Source organism: Flavobacterium magnesitis (assembly GCF_041729735.1).
In the GTDB taxonomy this organism is placed as follows: Bacteria; Bacteroidota; Bacteroidia; order Flavobacteriales; family Flavobacteriaceae; genus Flavobacterium; species Flavobacterium magnesitis.
Genome location: NZ_JBCFQK010000003.1, coordinates 40,886 through 62,627, shown reverse-complemented (window position 1 = coordinate 62,627; position 21,742 = coordinate 40,886). Strand labels below are relative to the sequence as shown.

The following is a 21,742-nucleotide window of genomic DNA, read 5'->3' as shown; positions in this document are numbered from 1 at the left end:
TGCTCTAAAATTGTGCTCTTTACGAGCGGTTGAATTAATAATTAATGCGAATATATAAAATAAGAATTAATGCAAAAAGTTAAAATAGCTGAAGTTTGTACTATGCAAAGTGGAGGGACTCCTTCAAGAAGCAAATCAGAATATTACAATGGAACTATTCCTTGGTCAAAAATTAGTGATTTAGAGAAAAGTAATGATGGATACATTTATAAAACTGAAGAACATATAACAACTGAAGGCTTAAAATCAATAAATAATCGTTTTTTCAAAAAAGGTACACTTCTTTTGGCAATGTATGGCTCTGTTGGAAAAACTGCTATTGCTAAAATTGATTTGTCTACAAATCAAGCAATTCTTGGAATAAACATTAAAGATGAAGCAAAATTAGATGTTAGATATCTTAGATTTTGGTTTACAACAATAAAAGAGCAATTATTAAATAGAGCAGTTGGAGCAGCTTTGGCTAATATTTCATTAGGAATAGTAAAGGATTTAGAAATCCCTCTCCCTCCTCTCCCCACCCAACAAAAAATCGCAACCATCCTCGACAAAGCCGATGAACTACGCCAATACAACAAACAACTCATAGAGAAATACGATGCGCTAACGCAATCTTTGTTTTTGGAGATGTTTGGAGATCCTGTGATGAATGAAAAGGGTTGGGAGAAAAGGAAATTGAATGAGTTTTTAGAAGTATTAGTTGATGTTGGTTCAAATGGAGGGAATGATTGGGTTTCAGCTAATATTAAAATGAAAGATGAAGAGGATTATGCTATAATGATAAGAACAACCAATTTAAACAAAAATGATTTTAAAAATAATTTAAAGTATGTTTCTAAGGAAACGTATGATTTATTTAAAAAGACAAAAGTGTTTGGAGGTGAAATTATAATGAATAAAATCGGAAGTGCAGGTGATTTTTGGTTAATGCCTATTTTAAATAAACCTGTTTCTTTGGGATTGAATCAATTAATGATGACTTTTAATAATCTCGATAAAATATTTTTCTTTTTCTTCTTTTCTACAGATTATGGAAAAAAAATTATTAATTCAAAATTAAATGGAGCAACTACTAAATCTATAACTAAAACAGCATTAAGAGATTTAGATATTTTATATCCACCTATCAACCTCCAAAACCAATTTGCAGAACGAGTACAACTCATAGAAGGCCAAAGACAACAAGCCCAAGAAGCCTTAGCAAAAAGTGAGGAATTGTTTCAGTCTTTGTTGCAACGGGCTTTTAAGGGGGAGTTGAATTAAAATAGAATAACCAACAAAAATACTAACCAACCATTATAATTTATGAAAAATAAGATTATCAACTTTTTTAAAAGAATATTCGAATGGGTTAAATCATTTTTCAAAAAATTTTCTTTTAAAGTTTTATTTCTAACTTTTTTAGATACAACAATTACTTGGTTACAATCCATTCATTCCTCATTTTCTAATGACAAACCGGAAAATAACGCATACTCATCATTATCTCCTATTGATAATAGTGATGAAGACGGTAAATATTCAGAAGCATTACTTTGGGCCTTAAAAAACAGAAAAAAAGAAGATATTAAAAATATTGCCTTAACAGGACCCTATGGTTCTGGAAAAAGTAGTATTCTTAAAACCTTTCAAAAAAATTATAATGGTTGCGATTTAAAATTTTTGAATATTTCTTTAGCTACTTTCAAGGAAGAGAAAAAAGTCAACAATATACAAGAAGAGAAAAAAATCGATGACCAACCGGATGAGAAAAAGGATAAAGATGAAAAGAAATATAATGACCAGAATGTTAATACGACTGACTTATTACGTTTAATAGAAATAAGTATTCTAGAACAAATTTTTTATCACGAAAAGGACAGCAAGATTCCCGATTCCCAATTTAAAAAAATAAAAAGCTTTAGTAAAACAACATTGTTTTTCACTTCAATCGGATACTTACTTTTTATAGTTGCTATTTACAACTATTTTAATCCCTATTTTATTCAAAGCATTCTAAAGGATTTCCCAATAAACAATTCTGTATGCGATATTATTCATTATACTAGCATCGTAATAATTATTATTGGAATCTATTTTATAATTCGAAAATCAATTCGACTTATAAGCGCTATTACAATTAGTAAACTTAAAATTCAAAATGCTGAAATAAGTATTGGTGATAGTCTAAATAAGTCAATTCTTAACCATCACATTGATGAGTTGCTCTATTTTTTCTCAGTTTGCCCTTATAATGTAGTCATTATCGAAGATTTAGACCGTTTCGAAGAAACTGAAATATTCACCAAGTTAAGAGAACTTAACTTACTACTAAACAACTCAAAAAAAACAAAGAAAAAAGATATTGTATTCATATACGCTGTAAGAGATAATATGTTTACAGACAAAGAACGTACCAAATTCTTTGATTTTATTATTCCCGTAATACCTATAATCAACTCGTCTAATTCAAGTGAGATTTTATTAAGGAAAAGAAATAAATTCAATTTAGAACTTACTGATGCATTCATTGAAGACATTTCTTTCTTCATCGACGATATGCGGTTGCTTCATAATATCACTAACGAATTCCATCTATACTCCAAAAAACTAGAACCAAAATTAATTCAGGATAAATTATTCGGGATAATCATGTATAAAAACATTTATCCAAATGATTTTATGAAGTTGAGTAAAAATGAAGGAGATCTCTACGATATATTCTCAGTCAAATCTAATTACATAAAAGAAATTGTTACCAATACTGATCTCAAAATAAAAGAATATAACAAACAAATTACTTATCTTGAAGAAATATTTTTAGATAATACAACGGACTTACGCAAATTATACCTAGCGCAAATAATTTCTCAATTACCTGGATTTAGTTCTTTCGTAATCAATAGTGTTGCTGTTGACATTAGTTTTGCAACAACTGATGAAAACTTTGAATATATAAAGTCTATTAATTTTTCATATCAGCAAACTACGTGGGATATTTATAATGCAATAGAGAGAATCCAAGTAAAACAACCAAATTTAAGATTTACAACAATTGAGAAATTAGTTCATCCTTCAAAATTATACTTAGAAAGAGAAAAGGAGATTACTGAAATTAAAAATGGTAAAATCAGTGCTTTAAAAAATAATGTACAGGAACTAGAACTTCAAAAACAAAAAGCGAGAAACTATAAATTATCAGAACTAATACTATCTAATCAATTATCTGAAATTCAGATTAGTGAAAATCTTAATAAAGATCTTATGTTGATTTTATTAAGAAATGGTTATATCGCCGAAGATTACACCGATTATATTTCGTTATTTCATGAAGAAAGTATTACACGTACCGATTACCAATTCCTTATTAATATAAAAAATAAAAACAGGCAACCATTTGAATACAAACTGTCAAAACTTGAAAAATTAACAGCTAGGATTAGTGCTTACGATTTTCAAACAGAATATACACTGAATTACGATTTATTGGATTATTTACTCTTAAATTCTGGTAATTATAATATACAAATAAATTCAGTTTTTACTAGGCTTAAAGACGAATCTAAAATTACATCCGATTTTATTAAAGGATATTATGAAATAACGCCAAATCTTGAAAAATTTATACAAAAACTGTGTGATAAATGGACTAATATTTGGGAATTTATAGCATCGAGTCCAGATTATTCAGATGAATTAAGAACACGTATTTTCAAAAGCATACTGGAATTTGCTGATGTAAATGCTATTATAAAGATTGCTGATCAATCTTCATTCAAAACAAAAATTTTATCCGATTCATTATTTTTAAATAGCATTGAAAATACTACCAAGCTCAAAAACATCATAGAGGAATTGAACTTATCATTTTCAAAAATTGATTTTGAAAACTCTAATGATGAAATGTTAACTTACATTTACCAAAATAATCTTTATGAATTTGATATTCAAACTATTGCTTCGATTATTAAAAAGTTTGGTAAATTTAATCAGATAGATTTTGATAATTCAAATTTCTATGCAATAAAAAATTCTGAAGCCAAACGTTTAATACAATACTTAGAACTGAATTTTGAAAAATATATTGAAAACATTTATATCAAAATTCCAACTAACTGTAATGAAAAGTTAGAATCATTAATTGAATTGCTTAATGAAACTACTTTAAAAATTAGCCATAAAGAATTGATTATTTCGCAAGTTAATACCAAAATTGAGAAACTCTCAAAAATAACTAACGAAGATTTATATGAAATACTATTAGATAATAATAAAATACTTGCAACTTGGGAGAATCTTTTATTTGCTTACAATAGCGAAAATCTTACTGAAGGCAAAGAAGAAAAAGAAATTCCCAATTCCATCATAAACTTTATAAACATCCTAGAAAATGCACAAGAGCTAGCAACTACCAAAATCCCAAAAGAAACACAAGAGTACAAAATATTTTGGAAAAAAATACTCGAATCAAATGAAATGGATAATGAGTCATACAATTTAATTACAAAAAGTAGTTCTTGGTGGTACAGCTCATTAAAATTTGAAAAACTATCTCAAGAAAAAATAATATTATTAATAAATAATAATTGCATTCATCCAGTAAAAGTAAGTTATGATAAAATAAAAGAACACTTTGATGGTTTTAATATTAAATTGTTTGAAAAGCGTAAAACAGATTATTTTAAAATTCTCAATGAACTAACTTTCGATAGTAGCGATTTAAAATTAGTGCTACTCTCAACAATCTTTGAAAATCCTGAAAAATTAAAAATTATAAATACTTGTTCTACTGACATAATAAAAACTAATGCGAACTTAGAGCTAATAGCTTCGATTTTATTAAAAGATGCTTCTTTTACTGTAGATGATGAAATCATAAAATCCATACTCATTAACGGGAGTGTTCCCACTGATAACAAAATCAAAATTTTTATAAAATATTCCTCTAAGTACGACAACGCATTTATAGATTCATTCCTTAAAAGTCTGGGAGGTGATTACGCTGAAATCACAAATACAAGTCTAAAAGCAAAACTTGTAAAGTCAGAAGACCATAATAAATTACTATTTATAATTAAGCATAAAGGATATATATCTTCGTATTCAGAAAAAGAAAAACACTACATGGTGAATCATAAAAGAAAATAATAACCTTAATTTTAGAACTCTTTTTCAATTGTAAAAAAAATATAATCATGGCACTACCAATAAACATAAGCGATTTAGTCAACGGACAATCCATAGAATGGGAACGACTGGAATTCAAACAAGGCTGGAATCCCGAAGAAATTGTACATACCATGTGTGCCTTTGCCAATGACATTAATAATTGGGGTGGTGGCTACATTATTGTGGGTATTGCTGAAAACGAAGGAAGACCTGTACTGCCTCCGATAGGTTTAACCCCTGAGAGTTTAGATAAAATACAAGGTGAAGTACTAAGCCTTGCCTACCAACTGTTACCTAACTATTTCCCGTTAATACAACCTTATGTGTTGCAAGAACAACACATTTTAGTACTATGGTGTCCCGCTGGTGACAACCGCCCTTACACCGCACCCATCACCCAGGGAAAAGGAACGCAACGTGCTCCTTATATTCGTTTTGGTTCCCGCAGTATCATTGCCAAAGAAGATAATTTAAGACGATTACAAGAACTAACCGCCCGTATTCCATTTGACGACAGGATAAACGGTAAAGCCGTTATCGATGATTTAGATTTAGGATTAATTCAGGCTTTTCTTCAGGAAGTAAAGAGTGATTTATACGAAGAAAGTAAACAAATCCCTTTTACAGATTTATGCCTTAATATGAAAATTGTAAATGGACCTAAAGAGGCTTTGCGTCCGCTAAATGTGGGATTGTTGTTTTTTTCCCGCAATCCCGAAAAATATCTCGATCGTTCCTGGATTGAATTGGTAATTCATAAAGACAAAACCGGTAAAAATTTTTCCGAAAAATATTTCAAAGGCCCTATTCACCATCAACTGAGAGCTGTTTTAGATTATTTCAAAAACAACGTGATTGAAGAAGTAGTAGAAAAAGTGTCCTATAAAGCCGAAGCTAACCGCTATTTTAATTTTCCTTATGAGGCTCTTGAAGAAGCCTTGTCTAATGCGGTCTATCATAAAAGCTACGAAATGGAAAAACCCATCGAAGTACAAATATGGCCGGACAGAATTGAAATTCTAAGTTTTCCTGGCCCGGTTCCTCCAGTAGATGCACAAATACTAAAACAAAACAAACGCATTGTAGCACGCGATTATCGCAACCGCAGAATTGGCGATTTACTCAAAGAATTGCACCTGACCGAAGGTCGAGGCACGGGTTTCCCAACCATCAGAAACGCTATGAAGGAAAACAATTCGCCAGAACCTGTTTTTGAAACAGACGAGCAAAGCACATATTTTCTAACGCTTTTATTCGCAAATGAAGAAAAAACTGTGGCCAAAACTGCGGTACCTTTTATCAATTTAGACGAGCTTAGTTATTTTTTGAACAGCCTGAGTAACCAAGCTAGTGACCAAGATAAACCCAATAAAAGCAAGGTATTAGAGGTTTTAAACAATTGGAACGACCAAGCTAGTAACCAAGCTGGTAACCAAGCTGTCCAAATTATAGAAAGTGAACTTCATGACAAAGCATTGGCTATTTTAGATATAGTAAGCGAACCAAAAAAGAGAGTGGAAATATTGGAAAACTTAGGTTTAAGTAACCAAACCAAAAACAGGGAAAAATACTTGGATCCCTTACTTAATTTAGGATGGATAGAAATGACTATTCCCGAAAAGCCAACACACCAAGACCAAAAATACAGACGTAGCATTCAAGGAGAAATACTTTACAATTTGGTTTCTGGTATAAAATAATATAGTATTTTAGAGGCAAATATTACAGTCGTTATGAATAGTAACTTTAGTTTTCTTCAAAAAGAGTTTCCGGAAATCTTCAAAGAGGTACAGGAAGCCGAAAAAAATACTTTTACAGCACCTCGCTATGCCGCTCTGTTATGCCGAAGTACTCTGGAGAAAACCCTGTTCTGGTTGTATAAAAACGATGAGGATTTAGAGTTGCCTTATGACACTAAACTTGGAGCTTTGCTACACAATGATAGCTTTAAAGCCATACTCAAACCAAGCATGTTGGTAGAGCTGGATGTAGTGCGTTTGTATGGCAACAATGCCGCCCATGGAAAAACCGTAAGAGCTTTAGAAGCCTTACAATCGTTAAAAAACACCTTTCGTTTTCTATCTTGGTTAAGTAAATATTATAGTGCTAACAATCCTGATATTGCTTTATTTGACGAACGTTATATTCCCTATGGAGACAGTAACGATAAAAACGCCAAACAATTACAGGAATTGGCTACTGCTATAGAAAAAGAAAGAGAGGAAGCCAAACGCTTAGAAAAAAAACAGCAACTCTTAGCCGAAGAAAACGAAGCACTTAAAAAGCAACTAGACGAGCAAAAACAACTTATTGCCGAACGTAAAGAGAATAGAAGTCAGGAATTTACTTTTGAGCAAGCCGTTCCCGAACTAACATCCGAACATCAAACCCGACTAGTTTTAATCGATTTATTACTCAAAGAAGCGGATTGGGACAATCTTCGTGAACACAAAGAATTGGAGTATGAAGTAATTGGAATGCCATTAACGACTAATCCTACTGGAAAAGGATTTGCTGATTATGTATTATGGGATGATAACGGCAAACCATTGGCGGTTATAGAAGCTAAAAGTACACTCCATGATGCCCGAAAAGGAAAACATCAAGCGAGTTTGTATGCCGATTGTTTAGAAAAAATGACTGGTCAACGTCCTGTAATTTTTTATACTAATGGATTTGAAACCCACCTTTGGGACAACCAATTTTATCCCGATCGATTAGTTCAGGGATTTTATACTAAAGAAGAACTACAAATACTAATCAGACGCCGTTACGAACGTCAGGATATAAGAAACTTTGTAGTGAATACTAGCATTATTGAAAGACCCTATCAATTAGAAGCCGTAAAACGTGTTGCCGAAACATTGGTAACTACGCATAATAATACATTAAAAGGTAAAAACAGAAAAGCATTATTAGTAATGGCAACCGGCAGCGGAAAAACCCGAACTGCTGCGGCTATTGTAGATATGTTTACCAAATGCAACTGGGCAAAAAGAATCTTATTCCTAGCGGATAGAAATGCCTTAGTAACCCAAGCCAAAAATGCCTTCAAAGAACATTTACCCCATCTTTCAGCAGTTAATCTGACTAAAGAAAAAGAAGAGCTAGGAACTCGTGTAGTGTTCTCTACCTACCCTACGATTCTAAATAAAATTGATTCATTAAAAAATGAAGACGAACGTTTTTACGGTATCGGACATTTTGATGTTATCATCATCGACGAAGCACACCGTTCCGTTTATCAAAAATACCAAGCCATATTCGATTACTTCGATTCCATATTAATTGGACTTACGGCAACACCTAAAAAAGATATTGATAAAAACACCTACAGTCTTTTTGAGATTGAGGATGATGTTCCTACGTTTTCTTATGAATTGGATCGTGCCGTTGCAGAGAAACATTTGGTACCGCCAAAATCCTATAAAGTTCCTCTTAAATTCCCTCGAAAAGGAGTTAAATATTCTGAATTAAGCGAAAAAGACAAAAAACGTTACGAAGAATTATTCGGCGTTCCAGGCGATGAAAAAGAAACTGGAATAGCCGAAATAGCTAAAACAAAAATCAATTCGTTCTTGTTTAATAACGACACTGTCGATACCGTTTTAGATTATCTAATGCGTTTTGGTTTACGGGTAGAAAGCGGGGATAAATTAGGTAAAACCATCATTTTTGCAAAAAATCATACTCATGCTGTTTTTATAGAAGAACGCTTCAATAAAAACTATCCTGAATTTGGCGGTAGTTTTTTGAGAGTCATCGATAATTATGAAGACAAAGCTCAAGATTTATTAGAAAAATTCTGTTTCTTTAAAGGTGACGAAGTTGAACCACAAATTGCCGTATCCGTAGACATGATGGACACAGGTGTGGATGCACCAAGGGCATTGAATTTGGTTTTCTTTAAAGAAGTGAAATCCTATTCCAAATATTGGCAAATGATCGGACGAGGCACGCGAAAATGTCCAGATATTTTTGGTCAAGGATTAGACAAAGAGTTCTTTTTAATCTTTGATATTTGTGGTAATTTTGAATTTTTTGAAGAATTTCCTAATGGTTATGAAGGAACGACAGCCAAACCGCTATCCCAACAATTATTTGAAGCACAATTAGAAATTATTACGGTCATTCAAAACAGTCAAAATATTACGGAAAGTGATGATTTGATTGCAAAAGGATACACCAATGCTTTACATCACAAAATAGTTGAATTAGACCAAACCCGATTTGAAGTAAAAAAGCATCTGGAATTTGTCCTTAAATATTGTAAAAGAGAAAATTGGAATAGTTTAAATCAATCAGATGTGTTGGATATTCAAATGCATTTATCAAATTTAATTGCTTATACCGAAGACAAAGATGAATTTGCGAAGCAATTTGACAAATTAGTTTATCAGTTGCAATTGGCGGTACTAAAACAATCCAAAAGACAAGTTTCACTAATTCAAAACATGGTTACCATTGGTGAATTATTATTTGTAAAAAGGAACATCCCGGCAGTCAATCAACATATTGACACCATCAATAAAATCAAAACTGAAGAGTATTGGTCAACGATTTCTTTGAATAAATTAGAGCAACTAAGAACCGAATTAAGAGGATTAATTCAATTCTTAAAAGACGACAACAAAGAGAAACCCATTTATTCTGATTTTGACGATGAATTAATCGAAGCTAATGTTCAAGAAACGGATATTTTAGCCAGTTACACCCGATTACAAAGTTATAAAGATCGTGTAGAATCCTTTATACGAAAAAACAGAACCCATTTGGTAATTGATAAATTATATAAAAATATCCCAATCACACCTTCAGAATTGGAATTATTAGAACAATTCTTGATGCAAGAAGCTGAAAGTAAAGAACGATTGTTTAAAGAATATGAAGAGCAACCTTTAGGCATGTTCATTAGAAAAATATTAGGTTTGGATATAGAAGCTGCTAACAAACATTTTGCTTCATTTATTCAAGAAGAAAATTTGAATGCCAATCAAATTACTTTTGTAAACACTATCATTGATTACCTCAATAAAAATGGAATTCTTGACACAAAAATGCTTACTCAAAGTCCATTTAATGCACAAAATGACAATGGAATAATTGGAATTTTTCAAGATGAAGACGAGAAAATTCATAAAATAATCCATTTACTAAAAGTGGTAAATCAAAATGCTTTGATTGGTTAGTTTGTCCTAAAAATAAAAACTTCAATACTGTGCAGTTGTATTGCATACATCTATATAATATTTGCAGTATTAAATCTTAAATACTGTAAAATGAATAAAAATCTAGTTGTAAGGGCGCGTAAAGCAATACCACAAGGTATTTCTAGAAAACTTTGGGTAAAATCAGGTGGTCGATGCCAATATGATGGCTGTAACATTCCTCTTTGGAAAGATAGCTTGATGCAAAAAGACTTAAACAAATCATATATCTCTCATATTGTAGCTGCCAGTGAAGACGGTCCACGTGGAGATGCTATTTTGTCTGAACAACTAGAAACTAGCTTTGATAATTTATTACTCCTTTGTGATGAATGTCATCGAAGGATTGATAAACGTGAAGTGGTTACTCATACAAGAAAATCATTGACTGCTATGAAAATAAAGCAGGAACGAAATATAGAATTATTAACAGGTTTAACACCTGATAAAAAAAGTCAAATCGTTTCATTTACTGCTAAAATTGGCACTTTTGAACCAACCATTAACTTTAATGACTGTGTTGAAGCAATACTACCAGCTTATTATCCAGTTAGTGATAATATAATCCAACTTGGCACTTCAAATTTGGCTATTAAGGATAATAAACAAAGCTATTGGGACATTCACTCTAATCAGTTAGAGGATATGGTAAAGCAAAATATTAAACCTTTAATAACTCAAGATAAAAAAACTCATTTTTCAATTTTTGCTTTAGCTCCACAACCACTACTGATCAAGTTAGGAACATTATTTTCTGAATTATCAATAAGTGAAATATACCAACTCCACCGTGAACCAAAGCAATCATGGAAATGGAATAATGAAGAAGATGCGTTAGATGTGAGATTATATGAACCACAAAAAATTCTTTCTAATGCGGCATTAGTAATAAGCTTAAGTGATAATGTTATGGACGAAAGAATATTCGAAACTTTAGGTAATGATGTTTCTATTTGGAAAATTACTGTTGAAAATCCAAATCGTAATGTTTTGCAAAGCAGACAAACACTCAATAATTTTAAAAATCAAGTTAGAAATGCATATAGTAAAATTAAGCTTCACTATTCAATAGATCATCCAATTCATATTTTTCCAGTTATGCCAAATTCATGTGCTATAGAAACAGGTAGAGTATGGATGGAAAAAGCAGATTTACCATTAATTTTATACGACCAAAACTCAAATAATAATGGTTTCAGTAAAGCAATAGAAATTAAAAACCAATAAGTATGTTCGAATTAACTAACAGACCAAACAAAATAAACGACTTGCTAGAGAATATCGGACAAGTATTAGATATTACGCAAGCACAACATGAATTAGTTGAACAAAGGTATACCGCAGTTGCTAAACAACTTTCAAAGGAAGGCTCAGGATTAAGTCTTTATAAACCAGAAATTTTACCCCAAGGCTCATTCCTATTGGGCACAATGATTAGACCAATTATGGAAGACGATGAACTTGATGTAGATTTAGTTTGCCGTCTAACTGGAAAAGGTATTAATTGGGCTCAAATCCATTTAAAACATGCTGTAAAAAATCAACTCATTGACAAAAATGAAAACTACAACAGAATGTTAGACAAAGAAGGTAATCGTTGCTGGACTCTTGTATATGCAGATGAAAAATTTCATTTAGACATACTGCCAGCTTTGGTTGGAAATAATAATCATATCAATTTAAGCGAACGATCTTTTAATAAATTAGATAAAACGGATTTAGAAAACATCTCTCTTCGAATAACAGATCAAAGGGAGGATAATTATCCTTCGGAAACTAATCCAAACTATTGGTTAAAGAGTAATCCTTTTGGTTATGCAGCTTGGTTCAAAGAAAGAAGTAATATTAATGTTTTAAAATCCGTTTTGTTAAGTGAAAGTATTACTCCACTACCAAGCTATAAAAAAGCAAAGCCTCCCCTACTTAGGGTAGTTCAAATACTAAAAAGACATAGAGACATTATGTTTGGTGGTGATTGCGACAAACCAATTTCTATCATAATTACAACCTTGGCTGCAAAAGCTTATCAGAAAGAAAGCAATGTTATACGTGCATTAATTAATATTTTAAACACAATGCACTTACACATGCATGAAGTGTATTGTCCAAACCTTAATAAAAACATTTGGAGGATTAGTAATCCTGTGAATGAAGAAGAAAACTTTGCAGACAAATGGCCTTCTGAAAAACAAAAACAAGATAATTTTTTTACTTGGTTAGAAAAAGCAAAAGCTGATTTTGGAGCATTACAAAACTTGGATCATACTAATGTTTATAGAGTTTTAAAAAATATTTTAGGAACTAGAGCAGTAAACGAGGCGGTAAGAAACTTAGGTTATGATGAGTTAATTACAGAAGATTTAAAACCAGTAAATTTTTCTTCTCAATTACTATCAGTTCCACATCGTATTCAACCATTATGGCCCGTTGGTCTAAAATACAATTGTGATGTATATGGAAGGTTTAATGACGTTACTGATTACAAAAAATCAAAATCCATTACAACTCAAACAATTGTTCCCAAAGGGTGTGAAATTTACTTTACAGCTACAACCAATGTCCCAAAACCTTATGATGTATATTGGCAGGTTGTAAACACAGGTGAAGAAGCTAAAAACACATTTATGGGATTGCGTGGAGGAATTTTTCAGGCGCAAACACTTGGACGTGGTGGCTTGGTCCAAAAAGAACATTCTGGCTATACAGGTTTACATTGGGTTGAATGTTTTATTGTTAAAAACGGAATTTGTGTTGCTCGTAGTTCTGAGTTTTTTGTAAATATTAAATAGTTACAAAGATTAAAAGAAAAATAATGTGCGTAGTATCCAATAAAATAAAGTTCTGCAGTTGTGCCACTAATAATGTTCAAAAGTTGAAACATTATTGGGTTTGGCATCGATACAATAAGGATAAATACATAATGATTGTTGGTGAGGTTTTTGCAAAATATGATGAATTTGATCCGAAGTACAAAAACAATCAAAATACAATTTTAAAACGTCTAACGGAAACAGATACTTTTGATACGGAATTAGAATTTAAAAATAATGATGTATTAGAAATTGTGTTAAACAATAATTCGGAAAAAGAGTGCAGAACATACTGCTTCAAATTCAAAAATGGTGTTTGGAAAAAGAAAAAATATTACCCTTTTGAATTAGAAAGTGAATATGACGAAAAAGAGAATGGAAAAATAAATTACCCACTCATAAAGCAAAGTCCATAAATTGTACCCTTTGGAAATTATCTTTTTTAATTATAAGAAAACAGTAGCTTTTGACTAAATTAATACAAAGGTTAAGATTAAGTTATGAAATCAAGTAATACAGAATATTTTTTTGATATTTATATGTTAGAAAATAAAAAACTAATCGAAAAGGAGTGGAAAAACCTGGAAGGAAATACTATAAAATCTATTATGAACAAGAAAAGTAGAAAATATGGCTAATACTAAACGACCAATGTTTGAAGCGCACATATTAGAAGAGCTTTGTAGAACTATAGGAGACACCTCAGATGGATTGACGGGTACAGAGATAGGCCAAATCCTATTGAATTCTAAGATTCCAGATATCGACGCTCAAAATACAAAATGGAAAAGACTATATTCTGCATTTGCTGATTGGCAAAATAAGAATCAATGCTCAAATAATATTCTAAGATTTGTTCAGGACACTTTACAACCCGTTAGATACATTGGAAAAGAAGACATTTTTCATAACCGTAGGTTGGAAGTTAATAAACGTTTATATTTTATTGGTACAGAGCTTACAGAACAAGGCAAATTCAGGTTAGTTGAAAAAGCTACAACAATCGCAGAAGCTGAACAGCGTGCAAGCCGTTTAAAGCATAAGTTGGAAAACAGAAATGTTCATTCTGCTGTATTTGAATATTGTAAATCTGAATTATTGGTTGAAAATTACTTTCATTCAGTCTTTGAAGCTACCAAAAGTATTGCAGATCGCTTAAGAACTATGACTGGACTATACGCAGATGGTAATGCATTAGCTGAAACTTCATTTTCAACCAGTAATCCATTGATTAAAATCAATCATCTAAAAACAGATACGGACAGAAGCGAGCATTTAGGATTATGTAATCTTATTAAAGGTATGTTTGGTTTAATTAGAAACCCTACAGCGCATGAACCTAAAATTAGGTTTGAAATCACCGAAGATGAAGCCCTAGATATCCTAAACACAATATCATTCATTCATAAAAGACTTGATAAAGCAATATAATATTATAGACGTCTCACACAAACTCACCAATATCAAAATCCTCGAAATCATTTTTCCGCAAAGTGGAAGAACTGTTTTCTGCTTCAGAAGAAAGGCTACTCTCTAATAGCTCGGCTATTTTACGAGAGGCACTTTCCATAGAATTTTCCAGTAGGTCGAATAATTCGGTTCCTTGTATTTTCTGAACTATGCTAATTGCTTTTTCCTTTTGAGATTGCTCCAATTTTTCTTTTTGCAACAACATCCCAACGGAGCTTAGTTCTTCAAAGGTAACGCCTTGGGCAAAACCGTTATCACCATCGTATATTCCATAACTATTCCATTCTTCTGCCTCGTCCTCAAAATCAGGTATAATTTCATAAACTTCGTCCAGCTCTTCCTGCGGAATTTGCTTATCAATATCTTGATCTTCAATTTCAATGTCAAAATTATCTGTTTTATCTTCCTGCTTTTTATTTTGACTTTCATGGGCATGGTTTGACACTGAAAGGCTTCTTAGTGTTTTAGGCTGTCCCATAATGTCGGGTAGCTTTGGTTTTTTCTTAGTTGGCTTTTGCTCCACCCCTATTTTGATAACAATCTTGTCCTGCAAAAGCAGAACAATTACAATCAGTAAACATATCAGAATTACTATTTCCATAACTCATAAAATAGGTTTGTACTTATCATTAAAACTCTTGGTTATCTGCTCTCCAAATTCCTGAAAATGGTAACTCAACAAATTATCTAAATAAGCATAAATAGTTATCTTGTCTTCGCCAATCACCTGAACAATTCGGGATAGTTTTTCGTGAAAATCAGGTCTGATATACACCGTTTTTCCATCACGAGCATTGGTATCCGGTCTTTTAAAAAAAATGCTTTCATAATATGGTTCGCTTGTCTTTTTGATTTTGGTCTTTTCTTTAATTTCTGATTTTGCAGAAGGCGATTGTTTAGGCTTAAAACTTTCTTTTTGTGATTTTTCGGTTAAGTCTGACGGAAGTTGTAAGCCTTCCTTTTTAATACCATCCACCATCAGGTTCATCATCAACTCTTCGTTAATTTCAGAAGCCACTTTTCTCTTATTATCCTTCTCCATAAACTATAATTGAATGATTTTTAAAAATTCGTTTACAAATAAATCCAGCTGACAGGCTTTCATCAAACGTTCTTCAGGCGGCATAACCGTAGAGCGAAATACAGTTTTACTATTCTCTTCGCTTTCTTTACGAAAACGAGTGCTATTCTTGATTTGGCTTTGCATCAGGCTCAATCCCAATTGTTCGATAAGTTGGTTATAAACATTATATAAGGGAGTGCTTTCCCTGCCATCCACCTGATTCCAAAACAGATTAATGGTTTCTATGGAAGTTGTTCCTTTTTTCATAATCACATCCTGCAAAAGCTGGGTAAATACAAGCGTGCTTTCCATTACCAAACGATCTGCTGTAATAGGCGTAAAAATGTGGTGCATTCCTGCTAAAGCTTTCAATATACCAGGAGTATTCACCGTTCCAGGAAGATCGAAGAATATAAGATCAATAGGTACTGAAGAGCTATTCAAAAATTCGTGAGCCGCTTCCAATACGCTTTCTGCCTTGTGTTGCATAATGGGATAGGCTTTTTTGTTAATGGTGGTAAATTGTTTGTACGCCAACTTTTTCAAATGCTCATTTTCCATTACCATAGCCAGATCACGGGATTTCATTTTCATCAAACTGTGTTGTGGAAAATCGGCATCAAACACAGCAACATTGTAGCCCAATCGATAGTGCATCGTACTGGCAATAAGTGTTGTGAAGGTACTTTTTCCGACACCGCCCTTTTGAGAAGAAAAGGCGATAAATATTGCTTTGTGTTTTGCATTCATATTTAAAAGGTTTAAATTATTTATATATCCAGTTACTTATTTATGTATATCCGCAGTTATCTACACACTTCTGCATATAGGTTTGTCATTCTGTACAACTTTATATATTCAGGGAAGTACATACCAAACTGTTTACCTATCCAAATATGTCTTCATTACTGTACTTAGATAAGTAGCCGTTTATCAACTTACTTATACAACTATCTATATTCGTATAACTGTACTTTTCTACATTTCTATTTGTGTAAGTACGTTGTTACCTCCGTACCTACTTATATCCTTATGTCTATTTATAAGTACAAAGAAATACAGCTATGTATTTGCTTTTATTCTCGTGGTAGTAATTGGCACTAACTGGTAATTCTTGGCTATTCTTCACACTATAATGATTCTATATTCAATCATTTACTTTGTATAAAACAGTAATCAGATATTTCAGTGGAAAGATTAAATCAATATTGGGATAAAAACTGGAACGGCATGAAGCCGTTTTTCCCTGCTTTATTAAATCCGTCCCGAAGGGCGGATTATCTGTTCGCCAGAACAGAGCAAGTTGTGTTTTGAGGCACTCGAAATGAATTCCGTGCCTCAAAACAACTTGCCCTTGCAGGGGCTGAAAACATCCTCCGAAGTCGGTGTTTTGTAGAATTTAAAATGGATTAATGATGAATGGACAACAGAACAACAAACAGCATAAAGGCGGCAGGAATCCCAAAAAGAATCCCAGCATTCACCGTTATGTGTTTCGCCTTACTGACGAAGAAAATGTCAAATTTCTCTCGATGTTCGATACTTCAGGATCAGAAAATAAAGCCCATTTTATTACCTCTATTCTGTTTGAAAAACAAATAAAAACCGTAAAAGTAGATATGGCTGCAATGGATTATTACATGCGACTAACCACTTTGTATGGTCAGTTTCGTGCCGTTGGAGTTAATTACAATCAGATAGTTAAGATATTATACCGCAATTTTTCCGAAAAGAAAGCAGCAGCTTATCTCTTCAAATTGGAAAAACTAACAACAGAATTGGCAAAATTATGTCAGGAAATTATAAAATTAACCGAGGAATTTGAAGCCAAACATTTGATTAAAAATGAAGATAAATGATAGCAAAAATTGGTCGTGGAGCAAATATTATTGGAGCACTTTCTTACAACCAACTCAAAGTTGATAAAGAAAACGGAGAAGTATTAACAACCCATAGAATAAGAGAAACAGTCAATGGTAATTATACTATTACTCAATTGTATCACTCATTTGAACCTTATCTGATTGCAAATAAACGAACAGAAAAACCAGTGCTACATATATCTCTCAACCCTGATCCGAGAGACAAAGTGAGCGATGAAGATTTCAAACAGATAGCAAAAGATTATATGGAACACATGGGTTATGGAGACCAGCCTTATGTAGTTTTTAAACATACCGATATTGAACGAACTCACATTCATATTGTATCAACCTGTGTAGATTGTAACGGTAAAAAATTAGCTGACAACTATGAAAAATTACGTTCCATGAATGCCTGCCGTGCATTGGAACAAGAATACAAACTAATACTGGCAACTGAAAAAAACCGGAATCCAAAAGAAGAAATATTCAAACCAATTGACTACAAGACAGCGAATGTAAAGAGCCAGATAGCTTCAGTAGTTCGGCATTTACCAAAGTATTATCACTATCAAAGTTTAGGTGCTTATAATGCACTCCTTTCACTTTTTAATATTACCGCAGAAGAAGTAAAAGGCGAATTACACGGACAACCCAAACAAGGATTGGTCTATTTTGCTCTGAATGAACAAGGAGAAAAAGCAAGCAATCCGTTTAAAGCTTCACGTTTTGGTAAACAGGCAGGACTGGATGCTTTACAAAAACATTTCGAGCAATCGAAAGAAAAAATGAAAGTAGAACCAGCAAAAGAAATCCTAAAAAAAACAATCGAAATTGCAATTCATACGACTCCTAACGAAACCGAATTTAAAAAACAATTGTTAGAGCAAGGCATTAATACAGTTTTTCGTAAGAATGATCAGGGACGTATTTACGGAATCACATTTATTGACCATGAATCCCGCAGTGTTTGGAACGGATCACAATTGGGTAAAAATCTTTCTGCTAACATTTTTAATGATTGTTGGAATAAAAAAAACACTCAAAAACGCCAAGATGGAATACATCACAACATAAAGAATACATCTTCCGAAAGCACAAACCATACAAAATCAGAAACAGAAAAACCACATGCACTTTTTGATTTTCTAAATAAAAATCAATCAACCCCGACTAATATTGATTTTGGTTTTATCGGAAGTCTTGGTGGTTTATTCCCAGAAACACAAGGAGAGGATTATGAAGAACAGGCGTTTGCTAAGCAAATGAAGAAAAATAAAAAACACCGAAGAAATGGAAATAAGAAATAGAGTTTGCTTATACAATTCCGTTTTCAGTTAATCATAGACAAATAACGCCAATAAAAGCCATTTGAAGATCGTTCGCTTTTAGGATTTTGCTTAACTCCTAAATTCACTTGCAACATTTTTAATTATTTTAAACATGCAAGGAGAAGACGATTTAAGAGGGTTAGCCAAAATAATGGCTTTCATGCGTGCAGTAAGCATACTTCTGGTTTTAATGCACTTTTACTGGTTTGGTTATAGCTTTTTTCTAGAACGAGGTTGGACATTACAAGTCATCAATAAAATTCTAGGTAATTTCCAACGAACAGCAAGTCTATTCTCTCATGCCTTATATACCAAAGTTTTTGCATTGGTTTTACTGGCGTTAAGTTGTTTGGGAACAAAAGGAGTAAAAAACGAAAAGATAACCTGGACCAAAATCTATACAGCTCTAATTATCGGCTTTATACTTTTCTTTCTAAATACATTCTTGCTTAAGTTATCTCCAAAATTAGCGACTTCATTATACATTCTAACAAGCTCGATAGGCTACATTGCTTTGATGATGGCTGGTGTATGGATTAGCCGTTTGCTAAGAAACAATCTGATGGACGATGTATTCAATAACGAAAACGAAAGTTTCATGCAAGAAACTAAATTGATGGAAAATGAATATTCCGTTAATCTACCGACCAAGTTTTATTACAAAGGCAAATGGAATGAAGGATGGATTAATGTAGTAAATCCATTTAGAGCCTCCATAGTATTAGGTACACCTGGTTCTGGCAAGAGTTATGCTATTATAAATAATTACATCAAGCAGCATATCGAAAAGGGATTTTCGATGTATATCTATGATTTTAAATTCGATGACCTATCTACCATTGCCTACAATCATTTGTTAAAGCATACCGATAAGTATAAGGTTAAACCAAAATTCTACATCATCAATTTTGATGATCCACGTAGAAGCCATCGTTGTAATCCCATCAATCCAGATTTTATGACTGATATATCCGATGCTTATGAATCGGCCTATACTATTATGTTGAATCTTAACCGAAGTTGGATACAAAAACAGGGAGACTTTTTTGTTGAATCTCCTATAATTCTGTTAGCTGCCATCATTTGGTTTCTGAAAATATATGATAATGGAAAATACTGTACATTCCCTCATGCTATTGAGTTACTCAATAAAAAATATGTAGATGTATTTACGATCCTTACTTCCTATCCTGATCTCGAAAACTACCTATCCCCTTTTATGGATGCCTGGCAAGGTGGCGCACAGGATCAGTTACAAGGACAAATCGCATCCGCTAAAATTCCTTTGTCCAGGATGATTTCACCTCAACTGTATTGGGTAATGACCGGAGATGATTTTTCATTGGACATCAATAACCCGAACGAACCTAAAATACTTTGCGTTGGAAATAATCCGGATAGACAGAATATCTATTCGGCTGCACTTGGTTTGTACAATTCGAGAATTATAAAACTAATCAATAAAAAAGGACAATTAAAAAGTTCGGTTATTATTGATGAGTTGCCAACCATCTATTTTAGAGGATTGGATAATCTGATAGCGACTGCCCGAAGTAATAAGGTAGCGGTTTGTTTGGGGTTTCAGGATTATTCTCAATTAACACGCGATTACGGTGACAAAGAAAGTAAGGTTATCCAAAATACGGTGGGTAATATTTTTAGCGGACAAGTAGTAGGAGAAACCGCCAAGAGCTTATCAGAACGCTTTGGAAAAGTGTTGCAGAAAAGGCAAAGTATGACCATTAATCGAAATGATAAATCAACCTCTATATCTACACAACTAGACAGTCTAATACCTGCTTCAAAAATTTCAACACTTACGCAAGGTATGTTTGTGGGAGCTGTTTCAGACAATTTTGATGAACGTATTGAACAGAAAATTTTCCATTCCGAAATTGTAGTGGATAATGAAAATGTAGCTTCAGAAACCATGGCTTATAAAAAGATTCCAGAGATTTTATCTTTCGTTAATGAAAATGGTGAGGATAAAATGAAAACCGAAATTGAAGCCAATTATAGGCAAGTAAAGCGAGATATCGTTTTGATTATCGAAAGTGAATTGGAACGCATCAAAAATGATCCTGATTTACAGTATTTGGTGCAGGAAGATTAAATTCTTTAAAACCAAAAGTCACTCAGTTATTGAAGTGACTTTTGTTATTTTAACCACATTAAAAAGCTACAATTTATCTTTTACTTATTAAGCACGCTGTAAGCAAGTGCCAAATCTAAGGACAAACTAAAACGAGTGTGATTTACTTTTTCCCTGTACTTTTAGACGGTTTCAACGAGGGCGTGTTCCCTGGAGTACTTTTGTTATCCCGCTGACGCTGATCAGGTTTTCCTGTTGAATCTGCTATTCTTTTTGGTCCTGGTTTAAGTGCCATAATTTAAAAATTTTATTGGTTGTATCTTTCAAAGATAGTTAATTTTAAAATAAGAAAAAACACATTAATCTCTTCTCTTTATTCCATACTTTCTGCTTTGATAAAGTCTATTATGAATCAATGTTCAATAAAATTTTCTTTTGTCTTGACTAAATTACATTTGTAATTATTATTTTTACTTTTTTCACTAAATAAAAATCTCTTATGAAAGAACTAATCGAAAAAATCGCTACAGAATTTGGAACATTCAAATCGGATGCAGAATTACAAACAGAAAAAGGAAATAAAGCGGCAGGGACCAGAGCTCGTAAAGCTTCTCTGGAAATAGAAAAGCTTTTAAAAGAATTCAGAAAAACTTCTTTAAACGAGTCTAAAAAATAAAATCAAAATGACTGTCTCTACCTTGAAACAGCCATTTTTTTAGTTTTATAATTCGGATCAAAACCGAAAGCAATCAATGAATT

Annotated in this window: 17 protein-coding genes; 13 read left to right on the top strand and 4 right to left on the bottom strand. The window is 32.5% G+C overall.

Annotated elements, in window-relative coordinates; translation table 11 throughout:
• Nucleotides 1-69 precede the first annotated feature (69 nt).
• From AAGV33_RS03180 to AAGV33_RS03140, 9 genes are all read left to right on the top strand, one after another.
• Nucleotides 70-1,263 carry a restriction endonuclease subunit S gene (locus tag AAGV33_RS03180; protein ID WP_373390503.1) on the top strand — a complete coding sequence of 398 codons (1,194 nt, stop codon included), beginning with the start codon at nt 70-72 and terminating at the stop codon, nt 1,261-1,263.
• A 42-nt stretch (nt 1,264-1,305) separates the two neighbouring features.
• Nucleotides 1,306-5,127 (top strand): YobI family P-loop NTPase, encoded by a 3,822-nt coding sequence (locus AAGV33_RS03175; RefSeq protein ID WP_373390502.1) that lies wholly within the window; start codon nt 1,306-1,308, stop codon nt 5,125-5,127.
• Between the two features lie 47 nt (nt 5,128-5,174).
• Nucleotides 5,175-6,848, top strand: a complete 1,674-nt coding sequence (locus AAGV33_RS03170) for an ATP-binding protein (RefSeq protein WP_373390501.1) — start codon at nt 5,175-5,177, stop codon at nt 6,846-6,848.
• A 33-nt stretch (nt 6,849-6,881) separates the two neighbouring features.
• Nucleotides 6,882-10,337: a DEAD/DEAH box helicase family protein gene (locus AAGV33_RS03165; protein ID WP_373390500.1), complete on the top strand. Its 3,456-nt coding sequence runs from the start codon at nt 6,882-6,884 to the stop codon at nt 10,335-10,337.
• A 90-nt stretch (nt 10,338-10,427) separates the two neighbouring features.
• Nucleotides 10,428-11,582, top strand: coding sequence for an SAVED domain-containing protein (locus AAGV33_RS03160; RefSeq protein ID WP_373390499.1), 1,155 nt, complete (start codon nt 10,428-10,430; stop codon nt 11,580-11,582).
• Nucleotides 11,583-11,584: 2 nt separating this feature from the next.
• Nucleotides 11,585-13,144, top strand: a complete 1,560-nt coding sequence (locus AAGV33_RS03155) for a nucleotidyltransferase (RefSeq protein ID WP_373390498.1) — start codon at nt 11,585-11,587, stop codon at nt 13,142-13,144.
• Nucleotides 13,145-13,167: 23 nt separating this feature from the next.
• Nucleotides 13,168-13,581 carry a hypothetical protein gene (locus AAGV33_RS03150; protein ID WP_373390497.1) on the top strand — a complete coding sequence of 138 codons (414 nt, stop codon included), beginning with the start codon at nt 13,168-13,170 and terminating at the stop codon, nt 13,579-13,581.
• An 84-nt stretch (nt 13,582-13,665) separates the two neighbouring features.
• Entirely contained in the window at nt 13,666-13,803 is a 138-nt protein-coding gene (locus AAGV33_RS03145; protein ID WP_373390496.1) for a hypothetical protein, read from the top strand.
• A complete protein-coding gene (locus AAGV33_RS03140; RefSeq protein WP_373390495.1) occupies nt 13,796-14,596 on the top strand; it encodes a TIGR02391 family protein in 801 nt (266 codons plus the stop codon). Before AAGV33_RS03145 ends, AAGV33_RS03140 begins: the two co-directional genes overlap by 8 nt.
• A gap of 13 nt (nt 14,597-14,609) precedes the next feature.
• Here AAGV33_RS03140 and AAGV33_RS03135 read toward each other — a convergent pair whose 3' ends face one another.
• The 3 genes from AAGV33_RS03135 to AAGV33_RS03125 are packed head-to-tail and all read right to left on the bottom strand — an operon-like array spanning nt 14,610 to nt 16,448.
• Nucleotides 14,610-15,236 carry a conjugal transfer protein TraD gene (locus AAGV33_RS03135; protein ID WP_373390494.1) on the bottom strand — a complete coding sequence of 209 codons (627 nt, stop codon included), beginning with the start codon at nt 15,234-15,236 and terminating at the stop codon, nt 14,610-14,612.
• Between the two features lie 3 nt (nt 15,237-15,239).
• Nucleotides 15,240-15,677, bottom strand: a complete 438-nt coding sequence (locus AAGV33_RS03130; RefSeq protein WP_373390493.1) for a DUF3408 domain-containing protein — start codon at nt 15,675-15,677, stop codon at nt 15,240-15,242.
• Between the two features lie 3 nt (nt 15,678-15,680).
• Entirely contained in the window at nt 15,681-16,448 is a 768-nt protein-coding gene (locus AAGV33_RS03125; protein WP_373390492.1) for a ParA family protein, read from the bottom strand.
• Nucleotides 16,449-17,113: 665 nt separating this feature from the next.
• Between AAGV33_RS03125 and mobA the strand changes: the two genes are divergently transcribed.
• From mobA to mobC, 3 genes are all read left to right on the top strand, one after another.
• Nucleotides 17,114-17,557, top strand: coding sequence for a conjugal transfer protein MobA (gene mobA / locus AAGV33_RS03120; protein ID WP_373390649.1), 444 nt, complete (start codon nt 17,114-17,116; stop codon nt 17,555-17,557).
• On the top strand, nt 17,554-18,870 hold the full coding sequence (gene mobB / locus AAGV33_RS03115) for a conjugal transfer protein MobB (RefSeq protein WP_373390491.1): 1,317 nt from the start codon (nt 17,554-17,556) through the stop codon (nt 18,868-18,870). Before mobA ends, mobB begins: the two co-directional genes overlap by 4 nt.
• Before the next feature lie 133 nt (nt 18,871-19,003).
• Nucleotides 19,004-21,004 (top strand): conjugal transfer protein MobC, encoded by a 2,001-nt coding sequence (gene mobC, locus AAGV33_RS03110; protein WP_373390490.1) that lies wholly within the window; start codon nt 19,004-19,006, stop codon nt 21,002-21,004.
• Nucleotides 21,005-21,146: 142 nt separating this feature from the next.
• Here the strand turns inward: mobC and AAGV33_RS03105 are convergent, their stop codons facing one another.
• On the bottom strand, nt 21,147-21,278 hold the full coding sequence (locus AAGV33_RS03105; RefSeq protein ID WP_373390489.1) for a hypothetical protein: 132 nt from the start codon (nt 21,276-21,278) through the stop codon (nt 21,147-21,149).
• A gap of 204 nt (nt 21,279-21,482) precedes the next feature.
• Here AAGV33_RS03105 and AAGV33_RS03100 point away from each other — a divergent pair, with 204 nt between their 5' ends.
• Nucleotides 21,483-21,659, top strand: a complete 177-nt coding sequence (locus tag AAGV33_RS03100) for a histone H1 (RefSeq protein WP_373390488.1) — start codon at nt 21,483-21,485, stop codon at nt 21,657-21,659.
• Nucleotides 21,660-21,742: the final 83 nt, after the last annotated feature.

Excerpts from the sequence above, each read along its gene's own strand:
- AAGV33_RS03180 (WP_373390503.1), top strand. The coding sequence starts at position 70 with ATGCAAAAAGTTAAAATAGCTGAAGTTTGTACTATGCAAAGTGGAGGG.
- AAGV33_RS03175 (WP_373390502.1), top strand. The coding sequence starts at position 1,306 with ATGAAAAATAAGATTATCAACTTTTTTAAAAGAATATTCGAATGGGTT.
- AAGV33_RS03170 (WP_373390501.1), top strand. The coding sequence starts at position 5,175 with ATGGCACTACCAATAAACATAAGCGATTTAGTCAACGGACAATCCATA.
- AAGV33_RS03165 (WP_373390500.1), top strand. The coding sequence starts at position 6,882 with ATGAATAGTAACTTTAGTTTTCTTCAAAAAGAGTTTCCGGAAATCTTC.
- AAGV33_RS03160 (WP_373390499.1), top strand. The coding sequence starts at position 10,428 with ATGAATAAAAATCTAGTTGTAAGGGCGCGTAAAGCAATACCACAAGGT.
- AAGV33_RS03155 (WP_373390498.1), top strand. The coding sequence starts at position 11,585 with ATGTTCGAATTAACTAACAGACCAAACAAAATAAACGACTTGCTAGAG.
- AAGV33_RS03150 (WP_373390497.1), top strand. The coding sequence starts at position 13,168 with ATGTGCGTAGTATCCAATAAAATAAAGTTCTGCAGTTGTGCCACTAAT.
- AAGV33_RS03145 (WP_373390496.1), top strand. The coding sequence starts at position 13,666 with ATGAAATCAAGTAATACAGAATATTTTTTTGATATTTATATGTTAGAA.
- AAGV33_RS03140 (WP_373390495.1), top strand. The coding sequence starts at position 13,796 with ATGGCTAATACTAAACGACCAATGTTTGAAGCGCACATATTAGAAGAG.
- AAGV33_RS03135 (WP_373390494.1), bottom strand. The coding sequence starts at position 15,236 with ATGGAAATAGTAATTCTGATATGTTTACTGATTGTAATTGTTCTGCTT.
- AAGV33_RS03130 (WP_373390493.1), bottom strand. The coding sequence starts at position 15,677 with ATGGAGAAGGATAATAAGAGAAAAGTGGCTTCTGAAATTAACGAAGAG.
- AAGV33_RS03125 (WP_373390492.1), bottom strand. The coding sequence starts at position 16,448 with ATGAATGCAAAACACAAAGCAATATTTATCGCCTTTTCTTCTCAAAAG.
- mobA (WP_373390649.1), top strand. The coding sequence starts at position 17,114 with ATGAATGGACAACAGAACAACAAACAGCATAAAGGCGGCAGGAATCCC.
- mobB (WP_373390491.1), top strand. The coding sequence starts at position 17,554 with ATGATAGCAAAAATTGGTCGTGGAGCAAATATTATTGGAGCACTTTCT.
- mobC (WP_373390490.1), top strand. The coding sequence starts at position 19,004 with ATGCAAGGAGAAGACGATTTAAGAGGGTTAGCCAAAATAATGGCTTTC.
- AAGV33_RS03105 (WP_373390489.1), bottom strand. The coding sequence starts at position 21,278 with ATGGCACTTAAACCAGGACCAAAAAGAATAGCAGATTCAACAGGAAAA.
- AAGV33_RS03100 (WP_373390488.1), top strand. The coding sequence starts at position 21,483 with ATGAAAGAACTAATCGAAAAAATCGCTACAGAATTTGGAACATTCAAA.